This is a genomic window from Roseobacter sinensis (assembly GCF_025755255.1).
Lineage (GTDB): Bacteria > Pseudomonadota > Alphaproteobacteria > Rhodobacterales > Rhodobacteraceae > Roseobacter > Roseobacter sinensis.
The window spans coordinates 71,740-91,568 of record NZ_JALIEB010000009.1 but is presented as its reverse complement, the minus strand read 5'-3'; the positions used below and the strand labels follow the sequence as shown (position 1 = coordinate 91,568).

General features: G+C 64.8%; 18 protein-coding genes. 5 read left to right on the top strand and 13 right to left on the bottom strand.

Annotation, left to right across the window (positions count from 1 at the left end):
* Positions 1 to 27: 27 nt before the first annotated feature.
* Positions 28 to 1,377 carry a PQQ-like beta-propeller repeat protein gene (locus MUB52_RS14295; RefSeq protein ID WP_263844915.1) on the bottom strand — a complete coding sequence of 450 codons (1,350 nt, stop codon included), beginning with the start codon at positions 1,375 to 1,377 and terminating at the stop codon, positions 28 to 30.
* Between the two features lie 61 nt (positions 1,378 to 1,438).
* A complete protein-coding gene (locus MUB52_RS14290; protein WP_263844914.1) occupies positions 1,439 to 2,116 on the bottom strand; it encodes a hypothetical protein in 678 nt (225 codons plus the stop codon).
* A gap of 218 nt (positions 2,117 to 2,334) precedes the next feature.
* Between MUB52_RS14290 and MUB52_RS14285 the strand changes: the two genes are divergently transcribed.
* The 4 genes from MUB52_RS14285 to MUB52_RS14270 all read left to right on the top strand — a co-directional run bounded on the left by MUB52_RS14285 (position 2,335) and on the right by MUB52_RS14270 (position 8,340).
* Positions 2,335 to 3,609 carry an efflux RND transporter periplasmic adaptor subunit gene (locus tag MUB52_RS14285; protein WP_263844913.1) on the top strand — a complete coding sequence of 425 codons (1,275 nt, stop codon included), beginning with the start codon at positions 2,335 to 2,337 and terminating at the stop codon, positions 3,607 to 3,609.
* A complete protein-coding gene (locus tag MUB52_RS14280; RefSeq protein ID WP_263844912.1) occupies positions 3,606 to 7,418 on the top strand; it encodes an efflux RND transporter permease subunit in 3,813 nt (1,270 codons plus the stop codon). The genes MUB52_RS14285 and MUB52_RS14280 overlap by 4 nt, the downstream gene beginning before the upstream one ends.
* Positions 7,419 to 7,499: 81 nt before the next feature.
* Entirely contained in the window at positions 7,500 to 7,955 is a 456-nt protein-coding gene (locus MUB52_RS14275; RefSeq protein WP_263844911.1) for a DUF302 domain-containing protein, read from the top strand.
* A 94-nt stretch (positions 7,956 to 8,049) separates the two neighbouring features.
* Positions 8,050 to 8,340, top strand: a complete 291-nt coding sequence (locus MUB52_RS14270; protein ID WP_263844910.1) for a hypothetical protein — start codon at positions 8,050 to 8,052, stop codon at positions 8,338 to 8,340.
* A gap of 93 nt (positions 8,341 to 8,433) precedes the next feature.
* Here MUB52_RS14270 and MUB52_RS14265 read toward each other — a convergent pair whose 3' ends face one another.
* Positions 8,434 to 10,275, bottom strand: a complete 1,842-nt coding sequence (locus MUB52_RS14265; protein ID WP_263844909.1) for an ABCB family ABC transporter ATP-binding protein/permease — start codon at positions 10,273 to 10,275, stop codon at positions 8,434 to 8,436.
* A gap of 86 nt (positions 10,276 to 10,361) precedes the next feature.
* A complete protein-coding gene (locus tag MUB52_RS14260; protein ID WP_263844908.1) occupies positions 10,362 to 11,699 on the bottom strand; it encodes a LysM peptidoglycan-binding domain-containing protein in 1,338 nt (445 codons plus the stop codon).
* 135 nt (positions 11,700 to 11,834) lie between these two features.
* On the opposite strand from MUB52_RS14260, the gene MUB52_RS14255 reads away from it, so the two are divergent.
* Positions 11,835 to 12,386, top strand: coding sequence for an LOG family protein (locus MUB52_RS14255; RefSeq protein WP_263844907.1), 552 nt, complete (start codon positions 11,835 to 11,837; stop codon positions 12,384 to 12,386).
* On the opposite strand, the gene rarD is transcribed toward MUB52_RS14255, so the two are convergent.
* From rarD to MUB52_RS14210, 9 genes are all read right to left on the bottom strand, one after another.
* Entirely contained in the window at positions 12,326 to 13,246 is a 921-nt protein-coding gene (rarD, locus tag MUB52_RS14250; RefSeq protein ID WP_263844906.1) for an EamA family transporter RarD, read from the bottom strand. The two genes, MUB52_RS14255 and rarD, sit on opposite strands and share 61 nt — an antisense overlap.
* A 102-nt stretch (positions 13,247 to 13,348) precedes the next feature.
* On the bottom strand, positions 13,349 to 13,948 hold the full coding sequence (locus MUB52_RS14245; RefSeq protein ID WP_263844905.1) for a superoxide dismutase: 600 nt from the start codon (positions 13,946 to 13,948) through the stop codon (positions 13,349 to 13,351).
* Positions 13,949 to 14,087: 139 nt separating this feature from the next.
* Positions 14,088 to 14,552 carry a hypothetical protein gene (locus MUB52_RS14240; RefSeq protein WP_263844904.1) on the bottom strand — a complete coding sequence of 155 codons (465 nt, stop codon included), beginning with the start codon at positions 14,550 to 14,552 and terminating at the stop codon, positions 14,088 to 14,090.
* A gap of 9 nt (positions 14,553 to 14,561) precedes the next feature.
* On the bottom strand, positions 14,562 to 14,972 hold the full coding sequence (locus tag MUB52_RS14235; protein ID WP_263844903.1) for a hypothetical protein: 411 nt from the start codon (positions 14,970 to 14,972) through the stop codon (positions 14,562 to 14,564).
* Between the two features lie 102 nt (positions 14,973 to 15,074).
* Positions 15,075 to 15,665: a sarcosine oxidase subunit gamma gene (locus MUB52_RS14230; protein ID WP_263844902.1), complete on the bottom strand. Its 591-nt coding sequence runs from the start codon at positions 15,663 to 15,665 to the stop codon at positions 15,075 to 15,077.
* Positions 15,658 to 18,672, bottom strand: a complete 3,015-nt coding sequence (locus MUB52_RS14225) for a sarcosine oxidase subunit alpha family protein (protein WP_263844901.1) — start codon at positions 18,670 to 18,672, stop codon at positions 15,658 to 15,660. The genes MUB52_RS14230 and MUB52_RS14225 overlap by 8 nt, the downstream gene beginning before the upstream one ends.
* A 61-nt stretch (positions 18,673 to 18,733) precedes the next feature.
* Positions 18,734 to 19,063 carry a sarcosine oxidase subunit delta gene (locus MUB52_RS14220; RefSeq protein WP_263844900.1) on the bottom strand — a complete coding sequence of 110 codons (330 nt, stop codon included), beginning with the start codon at positions 19,061 to 19,063 and terminating at the stop codon, positions 18,734 to 18,736.
* Between the two features lie 93 nt (positions 19,064 to 19,156).
* Entirely contained in the window at positions 19,157 to 19,366 is a 210-nt protein-coding gene (locus tag MUB52_RS14215; protein ID WP_263844899.1) for a hypothetical protein, read from the bottom strand.
* 216 nt (positions 19,367 to 19,582) lie between these two features.
* Positions 19,583 to 19,765: a hypothetical protein gene (locus tag MUB52_RS14210; RefSeq protein ID WP_263844898.1), complete on the bottom strand. Its 183-nt coding sequence runs from the start codon at positions 19,763 to 19,765 to the stop codon at positions 19,583 to 19,585.
* Positions 19,766 to 19,829 lie beyond the last annotated feature (64 nt).

The following is a 19,829-nucleotide window of genomic DNA, read 5'->3' as shown; positions in this document are numbered from 1 at the left end:
AAGGCCGCGCTTTACCGCAGTTGGGCGTCAACGAAAAGCGTGCAATTGGCCGTTGGTCGACACCACATAGAGCACGCCGCCCGCCACCACCGGAGCCGTTGTCGCCCCGCCGGGGATCTCCGTCGAGGTGACCAACGCACCGCTCTCCGGATCGAACCCCCGCAGCAACCCGTCGTTGGAGGCCACATAGATCCGCCCACCCGCCAGAACCGGACCATGATGCGCGAAGATCTCGGCCCGACGGCGCGGACGGTCCTTCACGAAGTTGGGCAGCTGTGCGCCCCAGATGCGCGATCCATCCGAGGCGTCGATGCGCAGCAGCTCACCCAGATCCGAAACCACAAAGATGCTGTCACCCGCGGGCAGCACCGGCCCGACCGCCCCTTCCCGCGCCGTCCATTCGCGTGCGCCCGAGCCGAAGTTCAGCGCCACGATGCGCCCGGACTGGTTGCCCACGTAGACGGTGTTGCCGGAGATGACCGGCGCGCCGGTCACATCGCTGACCGTGCCGAGCGCGCGCGCGAACCTCTGGCCAAGGGCGGAGGCATCCCAACGCCGCAGCCCGCCGCGTCGGAACACGGCCTGGATCTCACCCGAGCCGAAGGCAAAGATGGCAAAATCGTCGGCCACAGCCGGTGCCGGGCCGCCGAGCACGTTGTTCACATCGGGCGAGGCCGTCAGCTGCCACTCGACCCGACCATCCTCGGCGCGCAGCGCCCAGCCGGTATCATCGCCGGAGGTGGTATAGACCAGATCGCCAAAGATCGTCGGGCGCCCGGAGCCGGTGCCTTCCAGGTCCTGCCGCCAAATCTCCTCGCCCGTCGCGGCATCGAGCGCGACCAGTGCGCCGTAGCCCAGTGACACGTAGAGCCGCCCGTCATTGAAGGAGATGCCGCCCCCCGTCGCCGCCCCCGCGTCGTCGCGGACGGATGTGACGTCGCGGCGCCAAACGGTCTCTCCGGTGGGTGACGTGGCCGTCACCAGCGTCTCGGCGTCAAGCGTGTAGATCAGCCCGCCGCCCACCACCGGATCTGCCGTGATCCGCTGCCGGCGCCCGTCGCCCGCGCCGATGTTGGCCGACCAGACGCGTTGCGGGTTGGCGCCGAGCGCCGGGTGCGCAACGCGGAACGCGGGCGAGCCGGGGCCTTGGGTCCAGTCGCTGTTGGTCTGTTGTGCGGGCAGGGAAATGGGACGCGGTGCGTCCTCTGTCTCGGCTGCCAGCGGCACCGCCTCGCCGTCCTGCAGCACCGAGCGGATGTCCTCGCGCTTGCCGGGCAGAATAATGTCGTCTTCCGCGCAGGCGGTCAGAAACACCGCCGCGGCCAGCAGCGCCAAACCCGTGTGCGCCCGCACCGAGACTGTCGGAAACTTGATCATGCCCTGCTCGCTTTACCCATACCTTCGACCGCTGCGCTCCCTCTCGTGCCTGATGCGGGGATCAGTTCCCCGTCGTTGGCAGGTTGTCGAGATCGGGTTCGCCTCCCAGCGCCACAATCACCTGTAAGGCGCGCTGTTGCAAGTCCGGGGTCACGGCGGCATCGCGCAGGATGTCCTGATACCCCGCAATCGCGGCGTCCGTCTCGCCCGCGGCGACGTCCATTAGCGCGAGCTGCTCCAGCGCCAGAAGCCGCATCGCGCCCCCGGGTGCGGCCAGCGCTTCGAACTGCTGGCGGCGGCTGTCGGCATCCAGGGTGTCGGCCTGCAGGGTCAGCGCCTTGAAGCTCGCGATCTGGCGGTAAATCGGATTGACCTCGCCATTCACCGCCACCGCGTTCAGCGCAGCGACCGCCGCTTCGATATCGCCTGCCTCCTGCGCCGAGGACGCCCGCAACATGGAAACGAGCGCCTGTGCGGTTGGATCATCCGCGCCAAGCCCTGACAGCGCTGCGGCCCGGTCTTCTGCATTCGTCGCGCTCAGGGCCGCGAGCATGCCATCGCCAAGCGCCTGTGCCTCGTTGCGCGCCACCGCCTTGCGGTATTCCGTCCAGGCCGCACCGCCGACGATCAGAACGACCAGCAGGACACCGATCCAGCCATACCGTCGCAGGTAGCCATAAAGGCGGTCGCGCCGGACCTCTTCATTGACCTCGTTGATAAAACTGTCTGTGTCGCTCATGACCACCTGCCGACATCGAATTTCGCCCCTCATACCTTGGCTGTGCAGGCAAGCCAAGACCTGGTGGAACGACCGCCCGAAGCCATCATTGCCATATCGGGCGGAAATAACTAATCTGAACTGGTCAGTTTAGCGTAACTGTCGTATGGAACGCGCACCACGTCATGGATCATGGCACCCTGCGTGGACGTGAATAGATCCATTTCGAGGCGATCGACATGCGTATTTTTTCTGTTTTGGCAGCCCTGATTGTCGCGGGTGCCTTGTCGCTTTTCATCCTGGACCGACCGCGGCTGGTGGCTCTCTTCGGCGCTGACGACAGCGACACGCCCGAGACGGAGGAGATCGCCGCGGTGGTCAACACCGCTGAGCAGGAGACAGCCGGCCTCGTGAAGGTTGTGGTGGTCCGCTCGATTGCCCGTCAGATCGACACCGCGGTGGCGCTGCGCGGCCAGACCGAAGCGGCCCGGACTGTAGACGTGCGGGCCGAGACATCGGCTGTCGTGGTCTCCGAGCCGCTGCGCAAGGGCGCACGTGTCGAGGCCGGGCAGGAAATGTGCCGCCTCGACGAAGGCACGCGCGGCACGGAACTCGCCCAAGCGCGGGCGCAACTCGACGAGGCCGAAGCGCGCGTGCCCGAAGCCGAAGCCCGCCTGACAGAATCGCTGGCGCAGCTCGAAGAAGCCCGGATCAACCTCAACGCCTCGTCCAAACTCAGCGACAGCGGTTTCGCCTCCACGACCCGCGTCGCGAACACCGAGGCGGCGCTCGCCACGGCCGAGGCTGGCGTGGAAAGCGCACGCGCCGGCCTGCGCGGTGCGCAATCGGGCATCCAGACCGCGCAGGCGGCTGTCGCAACGGCAGAAAAAGAGATCCAGCGCCTGATCATCCGAGCCCCGTTCGGCGGTGTGCTCGAAAGCGATACCGCCGAGTTGGGCTCGCTGCTCCAGCCTGGGTCGCTCTGCGCCACGATCATCCAGCTCGACCCGATCAAGCTGGTGGCCTTCGTGCCGGAAACCGAGGTCGCGCGCGTCGAGCTGGGCGCCAATGCAACGGCGCGGCTGGTCCGGGGCAGCGGGGCGCTGACCGGTGACACCGACGCCCGCGGTGGTGAGGTTCGCGGTGTGGTGACCTTCGTCTCCAACTCGGCGGATGAGACCACACGCACCTTCCGGGTGGAGATCGAAGTACCCAATACTGACAACCGCATCCGCGACGGCCAGACCGCCGAGATCGAGATATCGGCCGAGGGCGCGACGGCGCATCTGCTGCCGCAGTCGGCGCTGACGTTGAACGATGAGGGCAAACTCGGCATCCGCACCATTGATGAGGAGGCGATCGTGGCCTTTCACCCGGTGTCGCTGATGCGCGATACCCCCGAGGGCGTCTGGCTGACCGGCCTGCCAGAGACTGCAGAAGTCATCGTGCTGGGTCAGGAATTCGTCATCGAGGGCGTCAGGGTCGCGCCCACCTATCGGGAGCTCAGCCAATGACCGGGATCGTCGACTGGGCTGCCAGCCGGGCACGGATGGTGATCGCCTTCATCCTGCTCAGCCTGGTGGTGGGCGGCTATGCCTATTCGGTCCTGCCCAAGGAGGGTGAGCCCGACATCGAAATCCCCGCACTTTTCGTCTCGGTCCCCTTCCCGGGCATCTCCGCGGCCGACAGCGAGACGCTGCTCGTGAAACCGATGGAGACGGAGCTTGCGGACCTCGACGGGCTCGACAAGATGTCGGCCACGGCCGCCGAAGGCTATGCCGGCGTCTCGCTCGAGTTCGAGTTCGGCTGGGACAAGACCAAGGTGCTTGCGGATGTGCGCGACGCCATGGGCAAGGCCGAGGCGGACTTCCCCGAGGGCGCCGAGCAATACACCATCAACGAGATCAACTTCTCCGAGTTTCCGATCATCATCGTCAATCTCACGGGCCCGGTGCCTGAACGCACGATGATCCGTATTGCCAAGGACTTGCAGGACGACCTTGAAGCTCTGGATGCGGTTCTGGAAGCCGGGATCGGCGGCAGCCGGGACGAGATGATCGAGGTGCTTATCGACCCGCTGCGCCTCGAAGCCTACAACGTGACCGCAACCGAGCTGATCAATACCGTCCGCAACAACAACCAGCTTATTGCCGCCGGTGAAGTGGATACGGCGCAGGGCACGTTCGCGGTCAAGATCCCGTCGTCTTTCGATGAGCCGCAGGACATCTATGATCTGCCGGTCAAGACCAACGGCGACCGGGTGGTCACCTTGGGCGATCTCGCCGACATCAACCCGACCTTCGAGGACCGTGCGGGCACGGCGCGTTTCAACGGGCAGAACACCATCGCGCTGCAGATCGTGAAACGCAAGGGCTTCAACCTGATCGACACAGCCGATCTGGTGAAGCAGATCGTGACCGAGAAGAAGGCCGAGTGGCCGGAAGGGTTGCAGGCGGCCGTCGAGGTCGGCACCTCGAACGACCAGTCGCGCATCGTCAATGGCATGGTGCAGCAGCTGCAGGGATCTGTCTTCACCGCCATCGCGCTGGTGATGATCGTCGTGCTGGCCGCACTTGGCATCCGGGCGGCCCTCCTGGTGGGTTTTGCGATCCCCACGTCCTTCCTGCTCTGCTTTGCCTTCCTGGCGATCATGGGCATCTCGATTTCCAACATCGTCATGTTCGGGCTCATCCTCGCGGTGGGGATGCTGGTGGACGGTGCCATTGTGGTGGTCGAATACGCGGACAAGCGTCAGCAGGAGGGCGAAGGCCCGATGCGCGCTTACGTGGAAGCCGCCAAGCGCATGTTCTGGCCGATCATCTCGTCGACGGCCACGACGCTCTGCGCCTTCCTGCCCATGCTGTTCTGGCCCGGTGTGCCGGGCGAATTCATGGGCATGCTGCCGGTCACGCTGATCTTCGTGCTCTCGGCCTCGCTGGTCGTGGCGCTGATCTACCTGCCTGTGATGGGCGGCGTCACCGGACGGCTGGAGCGCTGGATGGCCGACTACATGACCGCCATCGCCGAACTGAAGCTCTATCTGCACCTCGCGCTCTTCCCGGTGGCGCTGGTGATGATTGCGGTATCGAGCGCGATGGGGCCGATCTTTGGCATCGTCGAAGGCCGGTTCGCCCAGATGGACAGCCTGCAAATCGTCTCCTCGGTGATCCCCACGCTCTTCGTGGTCTTCCTGCTGCTGCTTGCAGCCACGGCCTGCCTGTTCGTTGCACTGGGAGGCTTTCTGCTCTTGCTCGTGTCGCTCTTTGCGTTCCTGACCCGGATGGGACGCTTTGGCCGCGGGGTGGCAGACCGCCTTGTGCGTGCCGAGCCGCGGGAGATCCGCGCGGGCTATCGGCGGTCGGGTTTCGGACACGTCATCGCCGGAATTGCCGGCAACCCGATCATGCCGCTCGTCATCGCAGGCGCCGTGTTCATCTTCGTTGGCAGCGTGCTGATGTATTTCACCAACAACAGTCGCGGCGTGGAGTTCTTCGTCGAATCGGAGCCCGAACAGGGTGTTGTCTACGTTCTTGCCCGCGGCAACCTCTCGCTCGATGAGAAGGACGCGCTGGTCCGTCAGGCCGAGGAGATCGTGCTGGCGCATCCCGGTATCGCCAACGCGTTCTCCTTTGCCGGACAGGGCGGGCTGAACACCGATACCTCGGGCGGCGCGCGGCCCAAGGATCTGATCGGTCAGGTTCAGTTCGAGACGATCCCGTGGGAAGACCGCGCGGGCCGGCTGGACCTTGACGGCAATATCGTCATCGCCGAACTGACAGAGCAGCTTGCGACGCTGCCGGGCATCAAGACCGAAGTGCTCGAAGTGGCGGATGGGCCGGCCTCCGGCAAGCCGGTGCATCTGCGCCTGAAGGGCGATGACTTCGAAACACTGACCGAGGCGGCCGCTATTGCGCGGGCCGAGTTCGAACGCACGCCGGGGCTTACGCTGATCGAGGATTCGCGCCCCCTGCCCGGCATTGATTGGCAGATCGACGTCGATGTGGAGAAGGCCGGGCGCTATGGCGCCGATGTGGCCGCTGTCGGCGCCATGGTGCAGTTGGTCACGCGGGGGCTGATGCTTGACACCATGCGCGTGGACAGCTCGGACGAGGAAATCGACATCCGCGTGCGCCTGCCCGAGGACTATCGCGTCCTGTCGACGCTCGACACGCTCAAGGTCCGCACCGACGACGGGCTCGTGCCGCTCTCGAATTTCATCACCCGCACGCCGGTGCCGAAGCTGGCCGAGATCAACCGCATCGAGCAGAAGCGCTATTTCGACGTGAAGGCCGACGTGGGCGCAGGGCTGATGAAGCTGGTGGAGACGCGCCGCGAGGACGGCGTCGAGGTTGAAGAGACCCTCGCCGTATTGCGCCCCGCCGCGGCGGATGCGGATCTGACCGGAACGGATCAGACGGCCTACAAGATCACCAACCGCTTGGCCGATGCGGATCGCGACCTGCAGGCCGGGATCGACGCCGGCAGCCTCCGTCTCGTCCCGATCAACGCCAACGAGCGCATCGGGGTCTTGAGCACGTGGCTCGAGACCGATCCGTTGCCCGCCGGCATCAGCTTCGAGTGGACCGGCGATCAGGAAGAGCAGGCAGAGAGCCAGGCCTTCCTCTCCTCGGCCTTTGCCGCAGCGCTGGGGCTGATGTTCATCATCCTGCTGGCGCAGTTCAACAGCTTCTACAACGCCGTGCTGGTGCTGCTGGCCGTCGTGCTCTCGACCACGGGGGTGCTGATCGGGATGCTGGTGATGGATCAGACCTTCTCGATTATCATGACAGGCACCGGCATCGTGGCGCTCGCAGGGATTGTTGTGAACAACAACATCATCCTGATCGACACCTACCAGGAATACAGCCAGTACATGCCACGGATCGAGGCCATCATCCGGACAGCGCAGGCTCGGATCCGACCGGTGCTGCTGACCACGATCACCACCATGGCGGGCCTTGCACCGATGATGATCGGGCTGAGCCTGAACTTTGCCGACGGCGGCTACACCTTCAACAGCCCCACCGCGCTCTGGTGGAAACAGCTGGCGACGGCCGTGGTCTTCGGGCTGGGGATCGCCACGGTGCTGACGCTGGTGGTGACACCCTCGATGCTCGCGATCCGGGTCTGGGCCACCACCTATGTGCAGTGGTTCGCGACGCTTCTGGCCAAGATGTCCATGGGCCGCGCAAGCCGAGCCGCGCGGGACTGGGCGCTCCAGAAAGACGCGTATCGCGTGGTGTCGGGCGAGATCCTCTGGGACGATGCGGCGCTGGCCTCCACGACGCCCGAGCAGGCCGCTCCGCTGAAAGCCGCTGAATAGCGGCTCTCACGCGGGCGTGACAGGACATCGCCGCAATCCATGCTAGGGTTGCGCGATGGTACACTATTCCAAGGAAGACCGATGATCCGTCACGCTTTTCTCGCAGGGCTGCTGGGCCTTGCAACCGCATCTACAGCCTGGGCCGCAGACATGATCCACAAAACCAGCCCCCACTCCGTTGCCGAAACCATTGATCGGCTGGCAGCGGCCGTCGAAGGCGCGGGCGCCACCGTGTTTGCGCGGGTCGACCACGCCGCAGGTGCGGCCAACGTCGAGATGGAGCTGCGCCCCACGCAGATGCTGATGTTCGGCAATCCGAAGCTCGGCACCCCAGCGATGCTGGACGGACAGAGCGCAGGGCTCGACCTGCCGCTGCGCGTCGTGGCCTATGAAGACGCCGAGGGCGTCGTACATGTGGTCTATCACGACCCGGCAAGCTTTGCCGCTGCTCATGATCTGCCGGCGGATGCACAATACATTCAGATGATGACCGGCGCGCTCGACAAGCTGACGACCGCGGCCACCGCCGCGGAGTAACGCGGACGTGACCCGGCCCGGGGGAATTATCCCCCGGGTTGGCGCGTAGACCCTTCAGGACAAGCCGACTATCATTTGACCGAAGGATTTTACAATGACCTTGAAAACCATCGCGCCCATCGCGCTGCTTGCCTTGACGGCCTGCGCTTCCGTCGCCACGGAGACCCGCACACCCGCGACCCTGCAGGACGGCTTCTTCGCCGGTGAACGCTATGAGATCCGCACCCGCCTGATCGAAGGGCCCGAGGGCAACTACGAGCAGACCAGCGTTGTGTATCGCGGGCTCTCCCGGACCTGCATCCCCGACAGCCCCCAGGATTGCGAGCGTGCTGCGCGCGGGCTGATCGAGGAGTATGACGAGTTCATCTTCCGGCCCCGGCGCTGATACCGATCGATCCACAACTGAAGTGTGGTCCGCGGGCTCTTGCCTGCGGATCAGACGTCGAGACGCAAGAAGGACCTTGCGCGCCGAACGCCATCAGGCCGCCTCATCCGACTGTTGCCGGGTCCAGAGCTGCGCATAGCGGCCCGCCTTGGCCAGCAGATCCTCATGCCGGCCCTGCTCGACGATCTCGCCTTGTTCGAGCACGATGATCCGGTCGGCCTCGGCAATCGTCGAGAGCCGATGCGCGATGGTCAGCACGGTGCGCCCACGCCCCGCCTGCATCAGCGCTTCCTTGATCTCCTGTTCGGTCTCGGAGTCGAGCGCCGAGGTCGCCTCGTCGAGCAGCAGGATCGGCGGGTCCTTCAGCAGGGTCCGCGCAATGCCCACCCGCTGCTTCTCGCCACCGGAGAGCTTCAGCCCGCGCTCGCCCACCGTCGTGTCATAGCCGTCCGGCAGCCCCATGATGAAGTCGTGGATCTGCGCCGCCTGCGCCGCTGCTTCGATCTCGGCCTGCGTCGCCCCATCGCGGCCATAGCCGATGTTGTAGCGGATCGTGTCGTTGAAAAGCACCGTGTCCTGCGGCACCACGCCAATGGCTGCATGCAGGCTCTCCTGCGTGACGTCGCGCACATCCTGCCCGTCGATCCGCAGCGCGCCCGCGTTCACATCGTAGAACCGGAAGAGCAGCCGCCCGATGGTCGACTTGCCCGACCCGGTGGAGCCGACGATGGCCACCATCTCTCCGGGTTCCGCCGTCACGGTCACGCCCTTCAGGATCATGCGATCACTGTCATAGCCGAACCGCACGTCGTCGAGCTCGATGCGCCCGCCGCGCACCTCCAGCGCCCGCGCCTCCGGCGCATCGGTGACCTCGGCCGGTTGTTCCAAGAGGTCGAACATCTCACCCATGTCCACCAGCGCCTGACGGATCTCGCGGTAGACCGTGCCAAGGAAGTTCAGCGGAATGGTGATCTGGATCATGTAGGCGTTGACCATCACGAAATCGCCCACCGTCAGCGTGCCGTTCTGCACACCGATCGCGGCCATCACCATCACACCCACCAACCCTGCGGTGATCAGCAGCGACTGGCCGAAGTTTAGAAAGGCGAGGCTGTAATTGGTCTTGATCGCCGCGACCTCGTATTTCGCCATCGCCGCATCATAGCGCCGGGCCTCGCGCGCTTCCGCGCCGAAATACTTGACCGTCTCGAAGTTCAGCAGGCTGTCGATGGCTTTCTGGTTGGCATCGGTGTCCTGATCGTTCATCTCGCGCCGCAACTTCACACGCCATTCGGTCACCGCGAAGGTGAACCAGACATACAGACCGATGGTCACGGCGACAACGACCAGGTACCAGACATCGAAGACCACCGCGAGGATGATGCCCACCAGCAGCAATTCCAGCATCAGCGGGCCAATCGAGAACAGCAGGAAGCGCAGCAGGAAATCGACGCCCTTGACCCCGCGCTCGATGATCCGGCTGAGGCCGCCGGTCTTGCGCGTGATGTGATAGCGCATCGAGAGGCGGTGGATATGATTGAAAGTCTCCAGCGCCAGCATCCGCAAGGCCCGCTGACCGACACGCGCGAAGACCGCATCGCGCAGCTGCTGAAAGCCCACGGTCATCAGCCGAGCCACGCCATAGGCGACGGTCAGCCCCACCGCCCCGAGCGCAAGCATCGGCACGCCCTCTTCCGCGAGCGCATCCACTGCACCCTTGTAGAAGAAGGGCGTTGCCACCGAGATCAGCTTGGACAGCAGCAGGAATGCCATCGCGCCCAGCACGCGCCGCCGCACCCAGGCCGGATCCGCGGGCCAAAGGTAGGGCGCAACCTTGCGGATCGTGCGCAGCCCGGACTGACGCTCTTCGGCTTCGGTTTTCGGAGTGGCCCCCGCGGCCTCCGCCTCCGAGGTGGTCGTGGTGTCAGCTGGCATGAAGGATCCCGCGTGCGTTCAGGGGTTTACCTAAGGCACCGCAGCCCCTTTGGCCAGTCGCGCGCGACGAATTGCGATGCTGCGGCTCACTCCACCGGCAGGTCGAAGACCTGCCCCGGATAGATCAGGTCCGGGTCGCGGATGGCGGTTCGGTTGGCTTCGAAGACCTTCACGTAGAGCACCCCTTCGCCGTATCGGTCCCGGGCAATGGCCCAAAGGGTGTCGCCGGTCTGCACGGTGATCGCACGCACCGGGCCCGCGCGCTCTGTATCTGCCTCGGCCAGCGCGGCGGGGGCTTCGCGTTTGAACGGCGTTTCGATCCGGCTGGTCACAACGCCTGCAGCGTTCACCTCATCGACACGCAACTGATAGATGCCGGCGTCGACCTGAGGCAGATCGCCCCGCCAGCCCCCGTCACTGTCCACGGGCAGCGAGGTCGCGAAGCTGTTGTTGAGATAGACGCGCACTTCCGAGGTGCCAGCGACCGCGCGGCCCGAGAGTTGTACCTCCCCGGCGTCGGAATAACTGATCGTGTCGATGGCAACCGCGGTCATCGCCTCGGGCGCGGGTTGCAGCAGTTCGACACCCTCTTCGGTCGATTTCAACACCGCGACCGATCCGGGATCGGGTGCAGAGGTGGCAGCCTCTGCCGTGGTGGTCACGGGCGGATCGGCCAGCGCGGCGGCCTGGCCCGCAGTCGGATCCAGCGCCTCCGCATCCGGCACCGGCGCGGCGGATGGCCCGGCCCCAGATGCGGCAGGCGCCAGCGCCGCCACCTCCCGCTCGTCACCCGCGGGCGACGGCTCGGCGGTTTCGACAGCCTCTTGGGTCGCTCGCTTCGGGGCATCCGCGTCGGGTGCCGTGTCGCCCTGGACAGGCGCAGCGTCGGCGACCTGTGGTGCCAAGGGTGCAAGGATGACATCTTCCTCCGACGCGACAGCCCCGTCTGCGCCCTGCGCTTCGAGCGTGAGCACCCGCACCGCATCGCTGGGCGCGACCACGCCGACGGCGGCGAAGGCACCGCGGGCGTCCGCCACGGCCGTGGCCACCTCCTCGCCGTCCACGCGCACCGAGACCTGCGCGCCCGGCTCGGCGCGGCCGGCAATCACTGTCAGCCCGTCGGCTTCAAGCCGGACTTCGTCGACCGTGGGCGGGGTCTGCGGCGCAGGCTCCGGGGGGGCTGCGGGGGTCGCCTCCTCACGCTCAGCCTCCGCCGCAGAGGCCTCCTGCTGCACGGGCGCGTCAGCCTCCGGCGTGGCGCTGTCGGAGGACGGTTCCTCAAGGGCGGCCAGGTCGTCCGGGCCTGCGGCCTCGTCGCGGTCGAACATGATGTAGACGCCTGCGCCAATGACACCGATCACCACGGCCCCGGCCAGCCAGAGCCCGGTTCCCCCCGGTTTGGTGTCAGCGCGCGCGTCGCTCATGATCTTCTCTTCTTGCACACCATTGACCGCTCCGCACAGCGGAACGGGCGTTGAGCCTACATATCAACTGCTCTATCACCGGTCAAAACACATGACCTCTCTTTTGCTATTCATTTCAAAGGCAAGGACCCAGCGATGCGCCCGAAATCCATTTGCGTTTACTGCGGCTCGCGTACAGGCGCCGACCCCGCCTATCTCGCCGAAGCGGAAGCTCTGGGCGCCGCGCTCGCCGAGGAAGGGTGGCGTCTCGTCTATGGGGCCGGGGATGTTGGGCTGATGGGCGCGGTTGCCCGGTCGGCGCAGGCGGCCGGCGGCGAAACCTTCGGCGTGATCCCGAACCATCTGGTTGCATGGGAGGTCGGAAAGACCGATCTGACCTCCTACGTGGTCACCGAAACCATGCACGAGCGCAAGAAGGTCATGTTCATGAACTGCGATGCGGTGGTGGTCCTCCCGGGTGGCGCGGGTTCGCTCGACGAGCTCTTCGAGGTGCTGACCTGGCGCCAACTCGGACTGCATGAGAAGCCTGTTTTTCTCGTGAATACAAATGGCTACTGGGATCCCTTAATGCAGCTTCTGCACCATGTGACCGATCAGGGCTTTGCCGCGGCGAGTCTGCACGACTTCTATACGGCAGTCCCCGACACGGCGGCGGCGCGCGCGGCTCTGCGCCGGGCCCTGTCCTGACGGAGCGCTGCACCGGAGTAGAGCGCCAGCGCAGTCCAGATCAGCGCAAATGCTGCAACGTGCCACGGGCCAAAGGGCTCGGCGAAGACGAAAACGGCGCAGCCGAATTGCAATGTCGGGTTGAGGTACTGCAGCAGCCCCACGGTCGTCATCGCCAACCGCCGCGCGGCATAGGAGAAGAGGATCAAGGGCAGCGCCGTCATCGGCCCGGAGAACACCAGCAGGGCAAAGATGCGCCAGTCGCCACCCAGCACGGTGCCGCCATTGTGATGAGATTGCAACAGTATCATCAGCGCAAGGGGCACCAGAAGCAGCACCTCGGCGGTCACCGAGACGACCGGCCCCGCTGCCATCTGCTTCTTGAGCAAGCCGTAGATGCTGAAGGTTCCCGCCAGGGTCAGTGCGATCCACGGCAGCAGCCCCAGCCCCAGCGTCAGCAGCGTGACTGCCAGCGTCGCGAGCGCCACGGCCAGCCACTGGACGGGGGACAGACGTTCGGCAAAGACGATGCGTCCGATCACCACCGCGACAAGCGGGTAGATGTAGTAGCCCAGCGAGGTCTGCGTTGTCTGACCAGTTTGGACCGACCAGATGAAGAGCCCCCAGTTCGCACCGATCATCAGCGAGGCGAGCACCACCCGCAGGAGGGCAGACCCGGTGTTCATTGCGCCGATCACTTCGCGCAGACGGCGCTGCACGGCGAGCACGGCGCCGAAGAACACCAGCGACCAGATCATTCGATGAGACAGCACCTCGGCCGCCGGTACCTCGGCGAGCAGCTTGTAGTAGAGCGGTGAGAGTCCCCAGATGCAGCAGGCCGCCACCATCGCACCAACGCCCCTGGCCGCTTCGCTCTGCATCCGTGGTCTCCTTCCTGGAAGGGTTCTGCGCCCAAACCCCCGCGCCCACAAGCAAAAAGGCCCCGCCGGGTGGCAGGGCCTTCTTAAAACCTGTGGCGCGGATCACATGCGCGAGGCGACGTTCTCCCAGTCCACGAGATTGTCGAGGAAATTGGCAAGGTAGTCCGGGCGCTTGTTGCGGAAATCGATGTAGTAGGAGTGCTCCCACACGTCACATCCCAGAAGCGCGGTCTGCCCGAAGCACAAGGGGTTCACCCCGTTTTCGGTCTTGGTCACCTTCAGGCTGCCGTCCGTGTCCTTGACCAGCCAAGCCCAACCCGAGCCGAACTGCCCGGCCCCCGCCGCCTTGAACTCGTCCTTGAACTTGTCCACGGAGCCGAAGCTCTCGGTCAGCGCCTTTTCCAGCTCGCCCGGCATCGCGCTGTCGCCCGGGCCCATCATCTCCCAGAACTGGTTGTGGTTCCACAGCTGGCTGATGTTGTTGAAGATGCCGTTCTGCGCCACTGCGCCCGCGTCGTAGGTGCCCTTGATGATCTCTTCGAGCGACTTGCCCTCCCACTCGGTGCCTTCGATCGCCTTGTTGCCATTGGTCACATAGGCGTTGTGGTGCAGGTCATGGTGATACTCCAGCGTCTCCTTCGACATACCCTTCGATGCCAGGGCATCATGTGCATAAGGAAGATCGGGAAGTGAAAAAGCCATTGTGGGCCCCCTTTGTCATTTGAATTGGGTACACTGCACATGAAGCGCAGCCGCTCCCGAGATCAAGTGTTAACGACGCCAAAAAGTTCCGCCAAAGCGGTTTTCACGAGGTCCGCTCCCATCGCCGAGGCGCCGCGGCCTACCCGGCCCGCATGACGCATTGGCCACGCCCCGAAAAGCTGCTCCGATGCCCCGGCAGCTTGCCCCGGACCGTGATGCGGTTCGACGGTTTCGAGATCGTTGCGGTGTACTCCGCATTCGGGAAAATTACCTCGCGGTCCCGGCGCTGCCGCAGCCCGCCCTCGAGCTGCCACGACACGCGGATTTCGCGGTCGGTGTTGCGCAGGAGCGTGCCGGGCGCGGTGCCAACGCCGTAGGCCAGCGTCACACCGTCCGAGATCACGACCGCGCCCGTGTCCAGCAGAACAAATCCGATCTTGGTCGAGATCCAGAATTCGTTGCGCCTGCTGGGGCTCATGTCGCAGTCGTACAAAACGCCCTGGGCCGTCTGGGCTGCGGCGTCTGGGGCCTGGACCCAAGCGCTCGCGGCAGCCGCCGCCGCGATAAGGCACAATCTCTGGAAGAGGCTATTCGCGTAGGTCATCACAGCTGCCTATCGTGCGACCTTGCAGCTGCCCTGTCCGCGGGCGTCGTTGTCGTAACCGCCAATGCGTGCCTCCATCGTATAGGTCTGGGCTGCGTGGTTGAGATTGGCGCGGTAGGTGATGTTGAGCGCCCCCGCCTCGGTCGCCACGTTGCTGACGCGCCAGTCGATGCGATGCACCTTCTCGGACCGCGCCTTCAGCGAGCCTTCTACCGGGCCGCCATTGACCGCCTGGATGATGCCGTCGAGTACGCGCACCGTGCCCCGTTGCGCATCGACAAAGAAGACGATGCGCGGCGCGATGAAGCCGCGGGTGGTGTTGAAGGAAGCAGTGCAGTCATAGACGGTTTCCGCCGCGCGTATCGGCGTCGCTGCCGCCAATCCGGCCACCGCAAGCAGCACGCCCAAAACATGTTTCATGATCAAAAACCCTCGTCACCGATCCATACACAATACGTGACCGTGCGGATATGCCCGCCCGCGCCCGACTGACCGTGAACGTCTCGGGAACGGCGAGCAAGGTCAAGCCAAAGCCGGTGTCTTTCCGTCAGAAAATACTTCGGATCCCGGCTGGGCGGCGACAGTCAGAAGATCAAAGACGTATTGGGCTTGAGACCGGAAACAAACGATGCGGAATGTCTCGTCGGCACTCATCCAGATGGCGGCTGGGACCTGAGCCATGCGGGTGCGGCGGAACATCCCCGGAGCGAATCTGTCGGGTGCGAAATCCACAGGGCAGAGCTTGCCCATCACCTCGCGCGCCCGCGGGCCGGTTACCGTGAAGGACGCCCGCGCATCGGAAACATTGACCGCCAGCGCATGGGTCTTGACGAGCGCCTTTTGCAGCCGTTCCAGCGTCTCCGTGACCTCTGCGTAGGGGCACAGCAGCAAAAGCTCGTCGGGGCTCATCCAGCAGAGGCCGCTCTCATCCCCAAGATGCACCGTACCCGGACCCGGGACATCCGCGCCGGCCGCAGCCTTGGCCGCTTTCTTCACGGCGCTGTCGGAGAGGTCTGCGCGGAGCGTGATCATGCCCTGCAAGGGTGCTTCGGCAATCGCAGCGATCCTCGCATCGGAACTTACCCCACCGAGGGCCGTCACTGGTTCAGACATTCGCCTTCTCTCCGTCCTTGTCATAGAACACCGGATCCACGATGCGCGCCTTAAACGTGGCGCCCTCGGTTCCCGGGAACTCCAGCACCTCGCCCATGCGGTCGGGCCCATGCAGCACCAGCCCCATGGCAATGCCGCGGCCGAGGTTCGGCGAATGATAGCTCGACGTGACCCGCCCGATCGTGATGCGCTGACCATTGGCGTTGATCCCCTCGCCCACCGCATAGGCGCCGTCGGGCAGCACCGCGCCCGAGAGCGTCTCGAGCCCCACCAGCTTCCAGCGGTTGGGGTCGGTCATGTGGGTCCGCTCCAGCGCGCGCTTGCCGAGGTAGTCATCCTTCTTCTTCGAAATCGCCCAGTCGAGGCCCAGATCCTGCGGGATCACCGTGCCATCGGTCTCATCGCCAATCATGATGAAGCCCTTTTCCGCCCGCAGGATATGCAGCGCCTCGGTGCCATAGGGCATCACCCCGAGATCATGGCCGACGACCATCAGCGCATCCCAAAAGGCCTGCCCCTGGCTTGCCTCCACGGCGATCTCATAGCTGAGCTCGCCTGAGAAGGAGATGCGGTAGACCCGGACCTTGAAGCCTGCCAATTCGCCATCGGCCCATTCCATGAACCCGAGTGCCTCCTTCGAGACATCCATGCCACCCAGCTTTTCCAGCGCTTTGCGGGCATTCGGGCCTACGACAGCCACCTGCGCATATTGCTCGGTGACGTTGGCAACCCAGACCTTCCAGTCCCACCATTCGGTCTGCAGCCATTCCTCCATATGCTGGTGAATGCGCTCGGCCCCGCCGGTGGTGGTGTGGCAGAGGAAAGTGTCCTCGTCGATGCGTGCCACCACCCCGTCGTCGATCAGAAAGCCGTTCTCGGAACACATCAGCCCATAGCGGCATTTGCCGGGTTTCAGCGTGCTCATCATGTTGGTGTAGAGCATGTCGAGAAAGCGCCCCGCATCCGGGCCTTTCACAATCAGCTTGCCGAGCGTCGAGGCGTCGAGCAGTCCGAGGTTCTCGCGCGTGTTCTTCGTCTCGCGCATCACCGCGTCATAGGTGCTCTCACCGTCGCGCACGTAGGCGTAGGGCCGCCGCCAGTGGCCCACTGGCTCCCACTCCGCGCCGTTCGCCTCATGCCAGTCGTGCATCGGCGTGCGGCGGATGGGTTGGAACACCTCGCCCCGCGCCTCACCCGCAATCGCCCCCATGGAAATGGGCGTATAGGGCGGCCGGAACGTGGTTGTCCCCACCTCGGGGATGGAGCTGCCAAGCGATCCGGCCAGCGTGGCCAGCCCGTTGATATTGCTCAGCTTGCCCTGATCCGTGGCCATACCGAGCGTGGTATAGCGCTTGGCGTGCTCGACGCTCTCAAAGCCTTCCTGTGCGGCAAGCTGCACGTCCGAGACCTTCACGTCGTTCTGATAGTCGAGCCAGGCCTTGCTGCGCAGCTCGGCACCTGCGCCCTGCGGCATCAGCCAGACGGGCTGCATCGGCGCCTCGTCCGGCGTTTCACCGACGGGGCATTTGCGCCGCTTCGGTTTGAATCCAAGCGCCTTCGCCGCATCCTTGCCCGCCTGATCCGCGCTGGTCAGCACATCGCCCAGGTGCAGCGGCCCTGCTGCGGCGCCGGCCGGGGTCACAAAGGCCTCGCCCGCGGCTCCGGTGGGCGATTTGTCCACATCCGGCTTGAAATGTGCCTGCGCCTGGTCCCAGACGAGCTTTCCGCCGCAATGCGACCAGAGGTGGACGACCGGTGACCAGCCACCCGACATGGCCACCGCGTCGCAGGCCACCTCTTCCAGCACTGCGCCTTCGCCGGCCTGGCTGCAGACACCCACGCCGGTCACGCGCTTGGTCCCCTTCACCGATGCGATGCCGTGGCCCATCAGCACGCGGATGCCGAGTGCCTTCGCTTCCGCCATGGCCGGGCTGTCCTCAGCGAGAACCCGCGCATCAAGGATGGCGGGCACGCGCAGCCCAGCATTTACGAGCGCAGATGCCGTCAGATAGGCGTCATCGTTGTTGGTCACGACCACGGTGCGGTCGCCCGAGGAGACGCCGTAATTGACCACGTAGTCGCGCATCGCCGAGGCCAGCATCACACCGGGGATGTCATTGCCGGCAAAGGACAATGGCCGCTCGATGGCACCCGTGGCGGTCACGATATGGCCCGCCCGGATGCGCCAGAGCCGGTGCCGGGGGCCGGGTGTGTCGGGCGCGTGATCGCGCAGCTGCTCATAGCCCAGCACATAGCCGTGGTCGTAGACCCCCGCGCCCATCAGGCGCTTGCGCAGGGTCACATTGGGCATTGTTTCAAGTTCGGAAACGATTTGTTCCACGAAGTTGTCCACAGGCTTGCCTTCGACGGTGCCGCCGTCGACCAGCGCCCGCCCGCCCCAGTGCGCCGTCTGCTCGACCAGCAGAACCTTGGCGCCGGTCACGGCGGCGGCCTTGGCGGCCTGCAGGCCCGCCACGCCGCCGCCGATGACCATGACATCGCAGAAGAAATAGAAATGCTCGTAGGTGTCGGCGTCCCGCGCCGTCGGTGCACGGCCCAGGCCTGCCGACTGCCGGATGAACGGCTCGTAAAGATGTTTCCACAAGGGGCGCGGATGGATGAACATCTTGTAGTAGAAGCCCGCAGGCAGAAACCGGCTGAGGCGCGAATTGACGGCCCCTATGTCGAAGTCGAGGCTGGGCCAGTGGTTCTGGCTCTGCGCTGCAAGTCCCTCAAAGAGCTCGGTCGTGGTGACGCGCTGGTTGGGCTCGAAACGGCCCTCCTCCCCGAGGTTGACCAGCCCATTGGGTTCCTCGGCCCCCGAGGCGACGATCCCGCGCGGACGGTGGTACTTGAACGAACGGCCGACGAGCATCTGGTCGTTGGCCAGCAGCGCCGAGGCGAGCGTGTCGCCTGCGAAGCCGCGCAGCCGCTTGCCGTTGAAAGTGAAGCTCAGCGGCTTGCTCTTGTTCAGGAGGCGGCCGCCGGTGGCCAGGCGTGTGCTCATGATCGGATGATCCGCGTTTTGGTCGGTGTCGGGATTTGAGTATTTTGGGACGGGTGAAGGATCACGTGAGATCTCTCCATGTCCAGCCGGGGCGCTTTTGGGAAATCGTCTTGCGCAGGTCCTTGGGCGGTTCGGTGGTCTGGGCAGGGTAGGTGCCGAAGACCTCCAGCGTCGTGGTGCAGCGCGCCGCGTGAAACCACTTGCCGCAGCCATAGACGTGGCGCCAGCGCTCGAAATGCACGCCACGCGGGTTTTCCCGCATGAAGAGATAGCTCTGAAACTCATCGTCGGAACTGCCCGGGCCATGGCGGGTCAGATGCGCCTCGCCGCCGCCGTGAAATTCGGTTTCTTCGGCCGTCACACCGCAGACGGGACAGGTGAGGATCAGCATGGGCGCGCTCCGGCAGTCTTGGGCGGGCACAGCAAAAAGGCGGGCGCCAAAAGACGCCCGCCTGCTGCGATCAGGGGAGGAAGAAGAGGTGTGTTATTCCACCACGGCTGGGGCTGTGGTGTCAGCCGGTGCTGTGGGTGCCGTTTCGATGGCTGCCGGGGCCGTTGCACCTTCCCCATCAGGTGGAACGGTGCTCGTGCCCAGAACGGCCAGCAGGAAGACGAACGCGCCGATAACCACGAGCGCGATGAAAATGCCCTTGCCGCTGACGCCATCAGTGTTGTGGGTCGTGTAGTCAGCCATTGGTCAGTCTCCTTGTTACGGGAGGTCAGTTTGGCCGATGCGAGAGCGGTAACAATGTCGGGGGACTGCACCCTCGAATTTGGGCGGTGTGAAGCCGGAGCGCCGCAGAAAGACTGGCCAAAAGGTGCCGATGGCGGGGATTTGATGGAAAAAGACGGAACGCCGCCGGGACGCAAGGTCGTCCTGGCGGCGTGCGCAACGGTCGAATTCTTGGCGTCATTCGCCCGAAATGGCCTCTGCGGCCCCTTCAATGGCTGTATCGGGCCCTTCGACCGAGAGGCCGGCATCGTCGGCCAGCATGAGATAGGCCAGGATACCGACAATGACGACGAGCATCCCAACCACGAAGGCAAGACCGGTGTTCCCACCTTTCGAGTTCTGCTGCGTTTGATCGGACATGATATGTCTCCTCTGTACATTTCAGTTGCAGAGGAAACACTGAAAGGCTGCGCCTTGTTCCATC

Excerpts from the sequence above, each read along its gene's own strand:
- MUB52_RS14230 (WP_263844902.1), bottom strand. The coding sequence starts at position 15,665 with ATGTCTGAACCAGTGACGGCCCTCGGTGGGGTAAGTTCCGATGCGAGG.
- rarD (WP_263844906.1), bottom strand. The coding sequence starts at position 13,246 with ATGCAGAGCGAAGCGGCCAGGGGCGTTGGTGCGATGGTGGCGGCCTGC.
- MUB52_RS14235 (WP_263844903.1), bottom strand. The coding sequence starts at position 14,972 with ATGAAACATGTTTTGGGCGTGCTGCTTGCGGTGGCCGGATTGGCGGCA.
- MUB52_RS14245 (WP_263844905.1), bottom strand. The coding sequence starts at position 13,948 with ATGGCTTTTTCACTTCCCGATCTTCCTTATGCACATGATGCCCTGGCA.
- MUB52_RS14210 (WP_263844898.1), bottom strand. The coding sequence starts at position 19,765 with ATGTCCGATCAAACGCAGCAGAACTCGAAAGGTGGGAACACCGGTCTT.
- MUB52_RS14280 (WP_263844912.1), top strand. The coding sequence starts at position 3,606 with ATGACCGGGATCGTCGACTGGGCTGCCAGCCGGGCACGGATGGTGATC.
- MUB52_RS14270 (WP_263844910.1), top strand. The coding sequence starts at position 8,050 with ATGACCTTGAAAACCATCGCGCCCATCGCGCTGCTTGCCTTGACGGCC.
- MUB52_RS14265 (WP_263844909.1), bottom strand. The coding sequence starts at position 10,275 with ATGCCAGCTGACACCACGACCACCTCGGAGGCGGAGGCCGCGGGGGCC.
- MUB52_RS14285 (WP_263844913.1), top strand. The coding sequence starts at position 2,335 with ATGCGTATTTTTTCTGTTTTGGCAGCCCTGATTGTCGCGGGTGCCTTG.
- MUB52_RS14240 (WP_263844904.1), bottom strand. The coding sequence starts at position 14,552 with ATGACCTACGCGAATAGCCTCTTCCAGAGATTGTGCCTTATCGCGGCG.
- MUB52_RS14290 (WP_263844914.1), bottom strand. The coding sequence starts at position 2,116 with ATGAGCGACACAGACAGTTTTATCAACGAGGTCAATGAAGAGGTCCGG.
- MUB52_RS14275 (WP_263844911.1), top strand. The coding sequence starts at position 7,500 with ATGATCCGTCACGCTTTTCTCGCAGGGCTGCTGGGCCTTGCAACCGCA.
- MUB52_RS14255 (WP_263844907.1), top strand. The coding sequence starts at position 11,835 with ATGCGCCCGAAATCCATTTGCGTTTACTGCGGCTCGCGTACAGGCGCC.
- MUB52_RS14295 (WP_263844915.1), bottom strand. The coding sequence starts at position 1,377 with ATGATCAAGTTTCCGACAGTCTCGGTGCGGGCGCACACGGGTTTGGCG.
- MUB52_RS14260 (WP_263844908.1), bottom strand. The coding sequence starts at position 11,699 with ATGAGCGACGCGCGCGCTGACACCAAACCGGGGGGAACCGGGCTCTGG.
- MUB52_RS14215 (WP_263844899.1), bottom strand. The coding sequence starts at position 19,366 with ATGGCTGACTACACGACCCACAACACTGATGGCGTCAGCGGCAAGGGC.
- MUB52_RS14220 (WP_263844900.1), bottom strand. The coding sequence starts at position 19,063 with ATGCTGATCCTCACCTGTCCCGTCTGCGGTGTGACGGCCGAAGAAACC.
- MUB52_RS14225 (WP_263844901.1), bottom strand. The coding sequence starts at position 18,672 with ATGAGCACACGCCTGGCCACCGGCGGCCGCCTCCTGAACAAGAGCAAG.